Annotated in this window: 10 protein-coding genes; 6 read left to right on the forward strand and 4 right to left on the reverse strand. The window is 73.8% G+C overall.

The features are described 5' to 3' along the window. Positions 1–64 precede the first annotated feature (64 nt). A complete protein-coding gene (locus ABD106_RS09365) occupies positions 65–1,948 on the reverse strand; it encodes a glycogen debranching N-terminal domain-containing protein (RefSeq protein WP_343919683.1) in 1,884 nt (627 codons plus the stop codon). 127 nt (positions 1,949–2,075) lie between these two features. Between ABD106_RS09365 and ABD106_RS09370 the strand changes: the two genes are divergently transcribed. Genes ABD106_RS09370 through ABD106_RS09385 form a run of 4 tightly spaced genes read left to right on the forward strand, consistent with a single transcriptional unit; the run spans position 2,076 to position 6,341 of the window. Next, positions 2,076–3,098, forward strand: a complete 1,023-nt coding sequence (locus ABD106_RS09370; RefSeq protein WP_343919685.1) for a LacI family DNA-binding transcriptional regulator — start codon at positions 2,076–2,078, stop codon at positions 3,096–3,098. Between the two features lie 11 nt (positions 3,099–3,109). Continuing rightward, positions 3,110–4,348: a sugar ABC transporter substrate-binding protein gene (locus tag ABD106_RS09375; protein ID WP_343919687.1), complete on the forward strand. Its 1,239-nt coding sequence runs from the start codon at positions 3,110–3,112 to the stop codon at positions 4,346–4,348. After that, positions 4,348–5,514, forward strand: a complete 1,167-nt coding sequence (locus ABD106_RS09380) for a carbohydrate ABC transporter permease (RefSeq protein WP_343919689.1) — start codon at positions 4,348–4,350, stop codon at positions 5,512–5,514. Before ABD106_RS09375 ends, ABD106_RS09380 begins: the two co-directional genes overlap by 1 nt. After that, the gene (locus ABD106_RS09385; RefSeq protein ID WP_343919691.1) at positions 5,511–6,341 is read left to right on the forward strand and encodes a carbohydrate ABC transporter permease; all 831 of its coding nucleotides are present in this window, start codon (positions 5,511–5,513) and stop codon (positions 6,339–6,341) included. Before ABD106_RS09380 ends, ABD106_RS09385 begins: the two co-directional genes overlap by 4 nt. A gap of 25 nt (positions 6,342–6,366) precedes the next feature. On the opposite strand, the gene ABD106_RS09390 is transcribed toward ABD106_RS09385, so the two are convergent. The 3 genes from ABD106_RS09390 to ABD106_RS09400 form a co-directional block, all read right to left on the reverse strand. Continuing rightward, positions 6,367–8,262: a glycogen debranching N-terminal domain-containing protein gene (locus tag ABD106_RS09390; RefSeq protein WP_343919693.1), complete on the reverse strand. Its 1,896-nt coding sequence runs from the start codon at positions 8,260–8,262 to the stop codon at positions 6,367–6,369. A 149-nt stretch (positions 8,263–8,411) separates the two neighbouring features. Then, a complete protein-coding gene (locus ABD106_RS09395; RefSeq protein WP_343919695.1) occupies positions 8,412–9,827 on the reverse strand; it encodes an MFS transporter in 1,416 nt (471 codons plus the stop codon). Between the two features lie 64 nt (positions 9,828–9,891). After that, positions 9,892–11,256, reverse strand: coding sequence for a glutamyl-tRNA reductase (locus tag ABD106_RS09400; protein ID WP_343919697.1), 1,365 nt, complete (start codon positions 11,254–11,256; stop codon positions 9,892–9,894). Between the two features lie 129 nt (positions 11,257–11,385). On the opposite strand from ABD106_RS09400, the gene hemE reads away from it, so the two are divergent. Next, positions 11,386–12,498: a uroporphyrinogen decarboxylase gene (gene hemE / locus ABD106_RS09405; protein ID WP_343919699.1), complete on the forward strand. Its 1,113-nt coding sequence runs from the start codon at positions 11,386–11,388 to the stop codon at positions 12,496–12,498. Beyond that, a partial coding sequence (gene hemG, locus ABD106_RS09410; RefSeq protein ID WP_343919701.1) for a protoporphyrinogen oxidase occupies positions 12,495–14,017 on the forward strand: 1,523 nt, incomplete at its 3' end. The genes hemE and hemG, both read left to right, overlap by 4 nt.

The following is a 14,017-nucleotide window of genomic DNA, read 5'->3' on the forward strand; positions in this document are numbered from 1 at the left end:
TCTCGGAGGGCCGTCCTGCTGCGTCGGGGGGTCAGTGCGCTGCGTCAGCCGTCAGTGCGCCGCGTCAGTCCGTCAGTGCCCGGTGCACCGGCACGACCGCCGCCGCGCTCCACGCCTGCGGTCGGCACGAGGCCGGGTACGCGACGGGCGTCGATGCCTCCTCGGCGCTGAAGCCCGCGAAGAGCTCCGGCAACCGCCCGCCGAACGCGTCGGCCGTGCGGAGCAGCTGCGCCGCGAGCGTCCGCGCCTCCGCGCCGAGGCCCGCGCGGAGCATCCCCTCGATCACGATGCCGGTGTCGTGCGGCCACACCGAGCCGCAGTGGTACGACAGCGGCCAGTAGCCGCCCTCGTCGGAGGCCATCGTGCGCAGCCCCCAGCCTGAGGCGAACCTGGGGACGACGAGCAGCCGCGCGACCTGCGCCTCCTCCTCCTCCGTCAGCAGCGTCGTGCCGAGCAGCTGCCCCATGTTCGACGTCTTCGCGTCGACCGGCTCGCCCGCGCCGTCGAGCGCGATCGCGGGGTATCGCTCCCCGCCGCGGTCGACCCAGAACGCCGCGCGGAACCGCTCGCGCATCCGCTCCGCCCATGCGCGCCACTCGATCGCGCCCTCGGCGTCGCCGAGCGCGTCGAGCAGCGCGGCGCCGCCCGCCGCCGCCTGGCACGCCTGGGCCTGCACCTCGCAGAGGGCGATAGGCCCCTCGGCGATGCGGCCGTCGCGGAAGCGCACCGAGTCGCCGGAGTCCTTCCAGCCCTGGTTCGCGAGGCCCGTGCCGGAGCGGTCGATGTACCGCAGGAAGCCCGAGCCGTCAGGGCTCCCGTGGTCGCGCAGCCAGCCCAGCGCCGCCTCGAGTGCGGGCCGAAGCTCGCGCACGGTGGCGAGCGGCAGCCCCGCTCCCCACGCCTCGTGCAGCAGCACGATCCACAGCGGGGTCGCGTCGACGGTGCCGTAGTAGACAGGCGGCAGCTCGATCCCCTCGCCCGGCATCGTGAACGTCGACTGCCGCAGCTCGTGCAGGATCTTGCCGGGCTCCTCGGCGGTCGCGGGGTCGACGGCGGTGCCCTGCCGAGCGGCGAGCGTGCGGAGGGTCCCCTCGGCGAGCTCGAGCGAGAGCGGCAGCAGCAGCCGGGCGGTGATGAGCGAATCGCGCCCGAATAGCGTCATGAACCACGGCGCGCCCGCGGCGGCGAACGGGCCGGCGCCCGCGTCGAGCAGCATCGCGCGCAGGTCCTCGGTCGCGCGCCGCGACCAGCGGTCGAGCGCCGCATCACCGCTCGCAGGCAGCATGCCGATCCGCCGGTCGGCCGCGGGGCCGACGACCGCGGTGGGATCGACGAGACCGAGGGAGAGCACCGCGTCCGCCGTCGCGCCGGCGTCGACCTCGAGCCGCCAGCGTGCCGTCACGCGGTCGCCGTCGCGCGACAGCGCACCGTCGGCGGCGATCTCGAGCGATCGGGTGCCGTCGCTCGCCTCGAGCGCGTCGCCGTCGGCGCGCCAGCCGATCTCGACCGGGGCGGGACGCCCCGCCTTCACGGTCGAGAGCTGCGCGATCGACGCCTCGACGACCACCTCGAGCTCGGCGACGATCGCTGCGTCACGGCCGTTGCGGATGCGGATGCGCTCGGTGAGCGCGCCGGCGCGCACGGATCGCTCCCGCTCGATGAGCACGCGGGGATCGGGGGTCACGTCGTCGATCGCGCGGGCGATCCCGTGGAACACCGCGCGGCTGGCGGTGAGCGCCGTGCCGGTGGGCTCGACGGGCTCTCCGGCGACGCGCAGCGAGAGCCCGGCGATGTAGCGCCAGTCGCCGTGGAAGACGCCGTGGATCGGCGCACCGCCGAGGTCGCCCGCCTCGTTCGACCACGCTTGCGTCGGGGCCTCGAGCACCACGAGCGCGTCGTTCAGCAATGGCTGACGACCGTGGTCCTCGGGCTGCGTCGCACCGCTCATCCTGGGCCTCCCGATCGGGGTTCACTTCAGACGATCGATACGCTACCGTCAAGATTGGAACGATCCAAGAGCGGCTTCCGCGCTCGGATCCGCTGGCATCACGACGCTGTGAGACCGAGGAGGGCAGATGGCATCGACGCTCGCCGACGTCGCCGCCCATGCCGGCGTCTCGGTGCAGACCGTGTCGAACGCGCTCAACAACCCCGACCTGCTGAAGCGGTCGACGCTCGACCGGGTGCTCGCCGCGGTCGACCAGCTGGGCTACGCGCCCAACCTCCAGGCCCGTCGGCTCCGCCAGCGCACGGTCGCGACGATCGGCCTGCGCATCGAGCCGCTCGTCGGCAACATCGCCTCGTCGCTGCTCGACGTCTTCCTGCACGAGCTCACCGCCCGCGCCGACGCGCAGGGCAAGCACGTGCTGCTCTTCACCGCGGCCGACGACGAGGAGGAGGTGCGCAAGATCCGCGAGCTGGCCGGCCAGCGGGTCGCCGATCGCTTCCTCCTCACCTCGACGCACCCCGGCGACGCGCGCGTCGACGCGCTGCTCGCCGCGGGGCTCGCCTTCGTGTCGTTCGGCCGGCCGTGGAGCCCGGCGCCCGAGCACAGCTGGGTCGACGTCGACGGCGCGGCCGGCACCCGGCAGGCCACCGAGGCGCTGCTCGACGCCGGGCACCGCAGGATCGGGTTCGTGGGCTGGCCCGAGGGCAGCGGCTCGGGCGACGATCGACGGCGCGGATGGGCCGAGGCGATGGGCGCGCAGCTCGGCCTCGCCGAGCACGAGCTCGACGCGCTCACGGTGCGCTGCGAGGACGCCGTGAGCGACGCGCTCGCCGGGGCGGGCTCGCTGCTGCAGCGCGGCGTCAGCGCGCTCGTCTGCGCCTCGGACTCGCTCGCGACCGGCGGCATCGGCGCCGCGAGCCAGCTCGGCCTGCGGCTGCCCGTGATCGGCTTCGACAACACCTCGCTCGCCGCCGGGCTGGGCTTCCCGAGCATCGACCAGCGCCTGGGCGACGTCGCGGCCGCGGCGCTCGCCGCGCTCGACGACGAGCCCGGCGCCGTCACGACCATCGTCCGCCCGCAGCTCGTGCGGCGCGACGACGCACGGTGGGGGATCACCCCTGCCGCCGACCGGGGATCGTCCCCATCCTGAAAGGAACAACCATGCGACACAGCAAGCTGGGCAGCGTCGCTCTCGCAGGCATCGCCGCGCTCGCGCTGGCCTCCTGCTCGGGCGGCGGCGGCACCGGATCGAGCGGCGACCCCGAGGCTCCCGCCGAGACCCTCACCATGCTCATCGGCTCGTCGGGCGACGCCGAGACCGCCGCGGTGCAGGCCGCGGCCGACGCCTGGAGCGCCGAATCCGGCACGACCGTCGAGGTCATCGCCGCGTCGAACCTCAACCAGGAGCTCGCGCAGGGCTTCGCCGGCGACTCGGCCCCCGACGTCTTCTACATGGGCTGGGACCAGTTCCAGACGTATGCGAGCGACGACTACCTCGAGCCGTACGCGGGCAGCCTCGAGAACGCGGGCGACTTCTATCCCGCGCTCGTCGACACGTTCTCCTTCGACGGGGAGTTCGCCTGCGCGCCGAAGGACTTCTCGACCCTGGGCCTCGTCATCAACACGCAGCTGTGGGAGGCGGCGGGGCTCACCGACGCCGACATCCCGACCGACTGGGAGCAGCTGCAGACCGTCGCGCAGACGCTGACGACCGGCGACGTCGTGGGCCTCTCGATGGGCGCGGAGTACGCGCGCGTCGGCGTCTTCATGGCGCAGGCGGGCGGCGGGCTAATGGACGGCGAGACGATCACCGCCAACTCGCCCGAGAACGTCGAGGCGCTCGAGTACGTGCAGGGCCTGCTCGAGGAGGGCTCGCTCCAGTGGCCGGCCGACCTCGGTGCGGGCTGGGGCGGCGAGGCGTTCGGCACCGGCTCCGCGGCGATGGTGATCGAGGGGCCGTGGATCCGCGGTGCGCTCGAGGCCGACTACCCCGACGTCGAGTTCCTCGTCACCGAGCTGCCCGAGGGCCCCGCCGGACCGGGCACGTTCACGTTCTCGAACTGCTGGGGCATCCCAGAGGGCCAGGACTCGGCCGCGACCGCGCAGGAGCTCGTCGCGTTCCTCACGAGCGACGAGCAGCAGCTCGAGTTCGCCGATGCCTTCGGCGTCATCCCGTCGACGCAGGCGGCCGCCGCCACCTACGCCGAGACCTATCCCGAGAACGCGGCCTTCGTCGCGGGCGCCGACTATGCGGTCAGCCCCATCAACTTCTCGGGCGCCGCCGAGGTCGTGACGGAGTTCAACAACTCGATCGTCACGCTCCAGGGCGCGGACGCGCAAGCGGCGCTCGACCAGCTGCAGTCGCAGCTCGAGAGCGCCTACGAGAGCTCGCAGGGCTGATGAGCGCCGTCTCGACCGCCCCCGCGCCGCGCAAGCGGCGCGGGGGCGCGCGGGGCGGGGAGGCGGCGGCCGGCTGGCTGTTCACGCTGCCGGCGCTCGTCATCGTCGGCGTCTTCCTGGTCGCGCCCATCGCGCTCGCGCTGTGGGTCTCGTTCACCGACTGGAACGGCCGCAACTCGCCGCTCTTCAACGACAGCGTCGACGTCGTGGGGCTCGAGAACTACGCGGCGATTACGACTGACGACTCCCTCACGCGCGAGCTGTTCGGTCGCTCGATCCGCAACAACGCCTACTACGTGCTGTTCGTCGTGCCGCTGCAGACCGCGCTCGCGATGTTCCTCGCGGTGCAGGTCAACCGCCGCATGCTCAAGGCCAAGGGGTTCTTCCGCACGGCGTTCTACTTCCCGTCGGTGACCTCGTCGATCGCGATCACCGGCGTCTTCCTCTTCCTCTTCGCGTCGAGCGGCGTCGTCAACCGCATCATCGGCTGGTTCGGCGTCAACGGGCCGAACTGGTTCGCGGAGCCGAGCGGCGTCCTCCACAACCTGCTCCGGCTCGTCGGCGTCTCGGGTGCTCCCGCCGGCTGGCAGGAACCCGGCTTCCTCGGGGTCTCGGGCTGGGACTGGATCGCCGGCCCATCCGTCGCGCAGTGCGTGCTGATCCTGCTCGCGGTGTTCACGACCTCGGGCACGTTCATGCTGCTGTTCCTGGCCGGTCTCCAGAACATCGGCGCGGAGGTCGGCGAGGCCGCCGTGATGGACGGCGCAGGCCCGGTCCGCACGTTCTTCTCGGTGACGCTGCCGATGCTCAAGCCGACGCTCTTCACCGTGCTGACGCTGGGGCTCATCGGCACCTGGCAGGTGTTCGACCAGGTCTACCTGACGCGCGGGACGCCCGCCGCGCCGACGCTCACGAGCCCGGCGTACCTCGCCTTCAACCAGGCGTTCGAGAACAACGAGCCCGGCATCGCGGCGGCGATCGCCTTCGTGCTCTTCCTCATCATCATCGCGATGACCCTCATCCAGCGGCTCGTGCTCCGCGACCGTGACGCGAGCGGCATGGGGAGGAAGCGCAAGCGGGGCGACCCGGATGCCGGTCTCATGGCGCAGGGCGCAGTGCGGCTCGAAGCCGGACCGCAGAGCACGACGGGCGGTGGGCTCACATGAAGGAGCGCGTCACGGGCGGACTGGTCGCGGGCTACCTGATCCTCGCCATCCTCGCCCTCGTCTACATCTACCCGTTCGTGATCGCCGTGAGCGGTTCGTTCAAGACCGACGCGGAGGCGAACGCCGACCCCATGTCGCTCATCCCGCAGACGTTCACGTTCGCGGCGTACGAGCGGTTGTTCGCGGGCGACATGCCGCTCTGGGCGGCGAACTCCGCGTTCATCACGATCGTCGTCACCGTGTTCCGGGTGTTCTTCGACTCGCTCGCGGGCTACGCGCTGTCGCGGCTGCAGTTCCGCGGCAGGAACCTGATCTTCGCCCTCTTCATCGCGGTGCTCGCGGTGCCGTCGGTCGTGCTCATGATCCCGCGCTTCCTCGTCATCAAGGAGCTCGGCCTCTACGACACGTACGGCGGCATGATCATCCCGCTGCTCGCGACCGCCGCGGGCGTGTTCATCATGAAGCAGTTCTTCGACTCCATCCCCGTGTCGATCGAGGAGGCGGCGCGAATCGACGGCGCGGGGGTGTTCCGCACGTTCTGGTCGGTGACGCTGCCGATGGCGACGCCGGCGCTCATCACGCTGACGATCCTCTCGTTCCAGGGATCGTGGAACGAGTTCGGGCACTTCATCATCTCGAGCCAGAGCCCCGAGCTGCGCACCCTCACGACGGGCGTCGGCTCGCTCGTGTCGGGACAGCTGGGATCCGGCACGCAGTTCCCGCTCAAGCTCGCGGCGGCGGTGCTCATGACGATCCCCGTGGCGATCGTCTTCTTCATCTTCCAGCGGCGCATCATGTCGACGACGGAGGGCGCCGAGAAGGGTTGAGCGCGGTGACCACTCCTCCGGGTGGCTACCCCTCGGGGCTGACGAGCCGCAGCTGCGGCCTCGGCGCCGAGCCCGAGCGAGCGGACGGGCCGCCGGCCTCTGCGGCGCGCTCGACCACCGCGAGGTGCCGCTTCGTGCGCTCGACGCGCGCGATGCGAGGCCGCTCGTCGAGCGCACGATGCGCGATGACCGCCGTCGCTGCGCTCGAGGCGTGCGGGGTGCACGCTCCGGGGAACGGCAGCGGAGCGGCGACGTCCTCGACGCCGTAGCCCGCATAGAGGGCGGGCAGTCGGCCGTCGAACGCACGGGAGGCCACGAGCAGCTCCTCGGCGAGCGCGCGCGCCTCGGCGTCGTGCCCCGCCAGCAGCAGGCCCTCGATCGCGACGCCGGTCTCGTGGGGGCTGATGGCGCCGCCGTGCTCGAGCATCGGCCAGTAGCACGCGTCGTCTGCCGAGAGCGAGCGGAGCCCGAACCCCGAGGCGATCCGCTCGTCGAGCAGCATGCTCGCGACGAGCTCCTCGTCGTCGGGATCGAGGATCCTCGCGCCGAGCAGCTGGCCGAGCTCCGCGCCGAGCCGATCGAGCGCGGCGCCGTTGCGGTCGATGGCCGCGACCGGTGTCCGCTCGCCCTCGAGCTCGGTCCAGAACGACTCGCGGAACCTCGAGCGCAGCCTCGCAGCCCACGCGCGCCACTCGTCCCCGTCGTCGCCGAGCGCGTCGAGCAGGTCGGCGGCACCGACGGCGGCGCGGCAGGCGATGGCCTGCACGCCCGCGCGCACCTCGGTGTCGCCGGGATCGGCGAGGAAGCCCTCGCCGGTGCGTGCCGCGAGCCAGCCGAGCGCCGCGTGGAGGGCCGTGCGCAGCTCGCGCGCCGACTCGGTGGGCATGCCGGCGGCCCACGTGTCGTGCAGCAGCACGATCCAGAGCGGGGTGGCGTCGACGGATGCGCCGAAGACCGCCGTCGAGGCGTCGCCGTCGTCGCGCAGCTCGTGCGGGATGCGACCGGGCTCCTCGCCCGTCGCGGGATCGTGGAGCACGCCCTGGCGGGTCGCGAGCGTGCGAAGGGTGCCCTCGGCGATCGCGGCGCCGAGCGGCAGTGCCAGTCGAGCGGCGACGAGAGCGTCGCGAGCGCGCAGGCCGAGCTCCCACGGTGCGGCGGCGGCGGGGAAGGGGCCGTGTCCCAGGTCGAGCGAGAGGTCCTCGAGGTCGGCGACCGCGCGCGCCGCCCAGCGGTCGAGCTCCGGCCTGCCGGTCGAGCGCGGCGCGGGGAGCGACGCGGTGAGCGGGCCGCGCGCGAGCGTGTGCGGGTCGTCGACGGCGAGCTCGATCGAGAGGGTCGCCCAGTCACCCGGCTGCACGACGACGCTGCGGGTCGCGCTCACGCGGTGGCCGTCGATCGAGATCGCGCCGCGAGCGCTCGAGCACCGCAGCGAGCGGATGCCGTCGGTGACGACCGCGCTGCCGTCCTCGATGCGGAGGTCGATCCGCACCGGCTCCGGCCTGCCGTCGCGCACGGTGGCGATCGGCGCGAGCTCGAGGTCGAGGCGCAGCTCGATGACGGCGGCGACCTCGACGTCGCGGCCGTTGACGAGCGTCACCCGCTCGACGAGCCCGCCCTGCTCGACGCCGCGCATCCGCTCGACGAGCACCCTCGACGACGTGCCGCCGTCGAGATCGCGGGCGACCGCGCGGAAGACGGTCCAGCCGCGCTCCTCGGCGGTGCTGAGGTGCTCGACGGATCGACCGTCGACGAGCAGCTCGAGGCCGCGCACCCAGCGCCAGTCGCCGTGGAAGACGCCGTGGGCCGGGCCGTCCATCGTGCCGTCTCTGCGCGACCATGCCTGCGTCGGTGCGGAGAGCGCGACGAGCTCGTCGTGGAGGAGCGGCGCCCTGCCGCCCTTCGCATCGAGCTCGAGATGCATGGGATTCCTAACGTCGCCGGGGTACGGCAGTCGTCACGCTAGCCCCGGCGCCGAGGGGCCGACCCGAAGGCGGCCTCAGCCTTGACGCACGACAGCCTCAACTGCGAGCGCGTCGCCCCGACACGCCGTCACGCGACCGGTAGCGGCGGCTACGGCGTGGGCGTGCGGGCGTCGTAGTCGAGGAACGAGCGCTGCGCGCGGGTGACGATCGCGATGAGCACGACGATGAGGATGCCGCCGATGAGCGGCGGGCACCAGAGCGCGACGAGGCTCGCGGCGGCGCCGGCGTAGAGGTCGCCGATGCGCGGTCCGCCCGCGACCACGACGGTGAAGAGCCCCTGCGTGCGTCCCCGCATCTCGTCGGGCGCCGCCGTCAGCATCATCGTGGAGCGGAAGATCGCGCTGATCTCGTCGCTCGCACCCATCCCGGCGAGGGCGAGCGCCGCGACGGCGAGCGCGGGCCACGAGACCTGCGACCAGTCCGCGCCCACGCGGCCGCCCCAGCCGAGCGCCATCACGAGCAGCACCGCGCCGAAGAGGGCGACGAAGCCGCCGTAGATCGAGATCGCGCGAGCGACCGCGAGGCCGTGCCGGTGCACGTGGGCGACGGGGCCGGAGAACAGGCTCGCGAGGAGGGTGCCGACGGCGGCCGCGGCGGTGAGCACGCCGACGGTGATGGGTCCGCCGCCGATCACGATGGCGCCGACCGCCGGCAGCAGCGCGAAGGGGCGCCCGAACGACATCGCGATGATGTCGACGAGGAACGACATGCGGATGTTGGGCGCCTGCTTGAGGAACCGCCAGCCGTCGAGCAGCGACTCGAGGCCGGGACGCGCGACGACGCCGAGCGGCGGCAGCCGCGGCAGGCCGAGGATGCCGACGAAGCCGGCGGTGAAGAGCACCGCGTCGATCGCGAAGGTGATGGGCAGCCCGACGCCGGCGACGAGCACCCCGGCGAGCGCGGGCCCGACGGTGAGCATGATGCCGATCGCGATGCCGTTGAGCGCGGTCGCGCGAGAGATGAGGTGCGTCGGCAGGATGCGCGGCGTGACGGCGGAGCGCGTCGCGCCCGACACGGTCGCGGCGACGGTGTTCATGGTCGTGAGCACGTAGAACGGCCACACCTCGGCGCGCTGGCCGTCGGCGACGAGCGCCGCGTCCCAGCTCGAGAGCGCGACGAGGCCGAGCACCGCGACCCAGCCGGTGAGGCTCGAGACGATGAGGACCCTGCGGCGGTCGAAGGCGTCGGCGATCATGCCGCCCCAGAGGCCCGCGATCACCATCGGCAGGAGCGCGATGCCACCGACGAGCGCGACTGCCATCGTGCTCTCGGTCATGTCGAAGACCTGCAGCCCGACCGCGACGACCGTCATCTGCGCGCCGATGCCGCTGATGGCGTTGCCGATCCAGAGGCGCGCGAAGACGGGGGAGGCCTTGAGCGGGGCGAGGTCGACGAGCCGGCGGCGCTTCGCCGGGGCGGTCGCTCCGGCCGTCTCGAGCGGGTCGGTCTCGACGCCCGCGGGCGGCAGGATGGCGTGGTCGCCGGTCGGGGTTCCCTCGCTCACCGGCTCACCGGCCCACGCTCATCGGCGCCCTGAGCCGTCGCGTCGGCTCCCGGGCGGGCCGGTCTCACGCGACGTCGTCGATGCCGTAGAGGGCGTCGATCGCCGACAGGAAGTCGTCGTGACGGCCCTCGGCGGCGAGCTCGCGGGCGCGCACCGTGGGCTTGTGCAGCAGCACGCCGGCGAAGTGGCGCAGCGCCTGCTCGGCAGCGCGCCGCTCGTCCTCGGTGCCGCGCTTGCCGATGCGCGCGAGCTCCGCCTCCATGGCGTCCTCGACGTGCTGGCGCAGCGCCGCGATCGCGGGGCCGAGCCGTCGCTCCTCGGTGCCGCGCTCGAACCGGCGGGCTGCCTTGCGCACGAGGTCGCGCGCGTCGGCGGCGGCCGTGAGGTGCTCGAGCGGCGCGTGCAGGCGGATGGTCTCGAGATCGAGCACCTCGACGCCGTGCACGGAGGCGACGTCGGGGTCGACGTTGCGCGGCATCCCCATGTCGACCACGAGCTGCGCGCGGCGGCCGTGATCGACGGGGCAGCCCGCCGGCGGTGCGTCGCCGGAGTGCATCGGGCAGCCCGTCGAGGAGCCGCCGAGCGCGATCGGGCACGTCGCCGGGTCGTGCGCGGCGCCCGGGAAGTCGTGCGTCGCGAGGCGCGCGCGACCGGCGTGCAGGAGCGCGGCGTCGACGACGTGGTGGTCGGCGCTCGTGCAGGTGACGATGACGTCGGCCGACGCGGCCGCGAGCGCGGCGTCGCGAGCGTCGACGTAGCCGACGGCGTGGCTGCGGGCGAAGCCCTCGCCGCGATCGGAGGGGCTCCACACCTCGATGTGCTTCGCGCCGCGGCGGCGCAGCTCGGCGAGCGAGACGCCCGCGAAGCGACCGGTGCCGACGAGCAGCACGCGGGCGTCGGCGAGGTCCACGCGGGCGCTCGCGAGGTCGAGCGCGAGGCGCACGATCGAGCGGCCGGCCTCGCCGAGGCCCGTGCGGTTCTTGATGCCGCGCTGCGTCTCGGACGCGCGCTGGAAGAGGCGCTCGAGGTGCGCCGACGTCGTGCCCGCGGCCTGCGCCGACTGCAGCGCGCGCCGTACCTGGCCGGCGATCTCGCCCTCGCCCACGACGACCGACTCGAGTCCCGCCGCGACCGCGAACAGGTGCTCGGCGGCCTCGACGTCGACGAGCGGCTCGAGCGACTCGGGCTGGTGCAGGCCGAGCGCCTTCGCCGCGGCGGTCTGCGCGATGCGCGCCGCCGTCTCGGGGTCGGCGTCGGAGTCGACGTCGAGGTAGACCTCGAAGCGGTTGCAGGTCGAGACGACGATCGCGCCGTCGACCGCGGGATGCGAGGCGAACGAGGTGGGCAGCTGCGAGGCGTCAGCCGTCGACAGAGCCTCGAGGGCAGTGAAGTCGGCGTTCTTGTGACTCGCCGTCAGGCAGATGAGCACCAGACCATCCTACCGTGTACCCCGGGGGCGCTCCGCTCAGGGCGGACATCGCGACACCCTCAGCGCGACGCACGCCGCAGCCCCCTCGGCCACCGCCAACGTCGAGCCGGGAGGTGGGATGATGGAGGGGTGCCTGCTCTGCGCGACGAACACCCCCTCAACACCAGCACCGGCCATTCCCGACTGGTGCGGGCGTACCGCGGCGACCGCCCAGAGGTCACGCCCGTCTGGTTCATGCGGCAGGCCGGCCGCTCGCTGCCCGAGTACCGCGAGCTGCGCCGCCTGACCGACGGACCCGACCGCGACATGCTCGACACGTGCCTCGTGCCCGAGCTCGCGAGCGAGATCACGCTGCAGCCGGTGCGTCGCCACGGCGTCGACGCCGCCATCTTCTTCAGCGACATCATGGTGCCGCTGCGGCTCGCGGGCGTCGACGTCAAGATCGAGCCCGGCGTCGGCCCCGTCGTGGCGAGCCCGATCCGCACCCCGGACGACGTCGACCGGCTCGTCGCGCTCGACCCGGCCGGCCTCGACACCGCGCTCGAGCCCGTGCGCGAAGCCGTGCGGCAGACGATCGTGGGACTCGGGGAGATCGGTGACGGCTCGACCCCGCTCATCGGCTTCGCCGGCGCACCGTTCACGCTCGCCGCCTACCTCGTGGCCGGGCGCCCCTCGAAGGACCACCTCGAGGCCCGCACGCTCATGCGCGCGCACCCGGATGCGTGGGACCGGCTCGCGCGCTGGACGGCCGACGTCACCGGCCGCTTCCTGCGCGCCCAGGTCGAGGAGGGCGCATCCGCCGCCCAGCTCTTCGACTCCTGGGCCGGCTCGCTGCCGCTCGAGCAGTACCGCGAGCACGTCGCGCCCGCCTCGCGCCTCGCGCTCGACGCGGTGCGCGACCTCGTCGACGGGACCGGTCGTCGCGTGCCGCTCGTGCACTTCGGCGTCGGCGCCGGCGAGCTCTACGGCGCGATGGACCTCGACGTCGACTGCGTGGGCGTCGATTGGCGCGTGCCGCTCGACGTCGCGCTCGAGCGCATCGACGCCGACGTCACCGTGCAGGGCAACCTCGACCCGGCCGTGCTCGGTGCGCCCTGGGAGACGATCGAGGCCGCGATCGACCACGTCATGCTCGCCGGCTCGGTCGCCCGAGCGCACGTCTTCAACCTCGGCCACGGCGTGCCGCCCTCGACCGATCCCGCCGTGCTGACGCGGATCGTGGAGGCGGTGCACGCGCGGTGACCGACACGGTGCCCGGCGGCCCGGTGGCCGACGCGACCGAGCACGGCCCCTGGGACACGATCGTCGCCGGTGCCGGGGCGGCGGGGCTGACGGTCGCGCACGACCTCGCGCGCCGCGGCTACCGCGTGCTCGTGCTCGAGGCGACGGACCGCCTGGGCGGCGTCGCCACCGGCATCGAGGTCGACGCGCTCGCCCTCGACGCGGGGGCGGAGTCGTTCGCGACCCGCGGCGGCGTCGTCGCCGAGCTCGCGACCGAGCTGGGGCTCGGCGACGCGATCGTGAGCCCGAACCCGGCCGGTGCGTGGCTGCAGCTCGCCGATCGCGCCGTGCCGCTGCCGAAGGGGACGCTGCTCGGCATCCCCTCGTCGCCGCTCGCGCGCGACGTCATCGACGCGCTCGGCTGGAGCGGCGCGATCCGTGCCTACCTCGACCGACTCATGCCGGTGCTGCGCATCGGCAAGGACGACGCGCTCGGCCCGCTCGTGCGGCGCCGGATGGGCCGCAAGGCGCTCGACCGGCTCGTCGCGCCGCTCGCGGGCGGCGTCTACTCGGCCGACCCCGATCTGCTCGACGTCGCGACCGTCGCACCCGGTCTCAACAACGCGCTCACGCAGGCCGGCTCGCTCTCGGGCGCCGTCGCCGTCGTGCTCGAGGAGCGCGCCGCCGCCGTCGCGCAGGGCGTCGCGGCACCGAGCAACGCGTCGAGGCCAGGCTCGGCCGTGCAGGGCATCCGCGGCGGCGTCCACCGCCTCACGGCGGCGCTCGCCGACAGCGCGCGGGCCCACCGCGCCGAGCTGCGGACGGGCGTGCGCGTCGAGTCGGCGGCGCCGACGTCGACCGGCTGGCGCCTGCAGACGGATGCCGGCGCGCTCGACGCGTCGTCGCTCGTCGTCGCGCTCCCCGAGGCGCAGGCCCTGCGGGTGCTCGGGGCCCTCGACGGCTTCGCGCCGCTCGCGACCGACGTCGCCGGCGTCACCGTCGAGCTCGTGACCCTCGTCCTCCCGCCGGGGGCGATCGAGGGCGACCCGCGAGGCACGGGCGTGCTCGTCGCGGCCGACGCCCACGGCATCCGCGCGAAGGCGATGACGCACGCGACGGCGAAGTGGCCGTGGCTGCGCGAGGCCGCCGCGGGGCGCGAGGTCATCCGGCTCTCCTACGGCTCCGGCACCGCCGCGCCCGCGACCGAGGGGCTCGACGACGCCGCTGCCGTCGCGCTCGCGCTCGCCGACGCGCGCGCGATCCTCGGGCGCGACCTGCCCGAGCCGCTCGCGAGCGCCCGAGTGCGCTGGGAGCAGGGGCAGCCGACGACCGTGGTCGGCGCGCGCGAGCGGCAGCTCGCGCTGCGCGCCGCGGCCGACGCGCACCCCAACCTGACCCTCGTCGGCGCCGCCGTCGCCGGCACGGGCCTCGCGCAGGTCGTGCCCGACGCGCGGAAGGCCGCCCTCAGCATCCGCCGGGAGCGCTTCGTCGTGCCCGGCAGGCCCTGGACGGACGACGTCGGCAGGGACGACGTCGGCGC

Origin of the sequence: Agrococcus citreus, assembly GCF_039527715.1 — a bacterium.
Classification (GTDB): domain Bacteria; phylum Actinomycetota; class Actinomycetes; order Actinomycetales; family Microbacteriaceae; genus Agrococcus; species Agrococcus citreus.

Coding starts and splice junctions, on each gene's coding strand:
- ABD106_RS09380 (WP_343919689.1), top strand. CDS start 4,348: ATGAGCGCCGTCTCGACCGCCCCCGCGCCGCGCAAGCGGCGCGGGGGC.
- ABD106_RS09385 (WP_343919691.1), top strand. CDS start 5,511: ATGAAGGAGCGCGTCACGGGCGGACTGGTCGCGGGCTACCTGATCCTC.
- ABD106_RS09375 (WP_343919687.1), top strand. CDS start 3,110: ATGCGACACAGCAAGCTGGGCAGCGTCGCTCTCGCAGGCATCGCCGCG.
- ABD106_RS09390 (WP_343919693.1), bottom strand. CDS start 8,262: ATGCATCTCGAGCTCGATGCGAAGGGCGGCAGGGCGCCGCTCCTCCAC.
- ABD106_RS09370 (WP_343919685.1), top strand. CDS start 2,076: ATGGCATCGACGCTCGCCGACGTCGCCGCCCATGCCGGCGTCTCGGTG.
- ABD106_RS09365 (WP_343919683.1), bottom strand. CDS start 1,948: ATGAGCGGTGCGACGCAGCCCGAGGACCACGGTCGTCAGCCATTGCTG.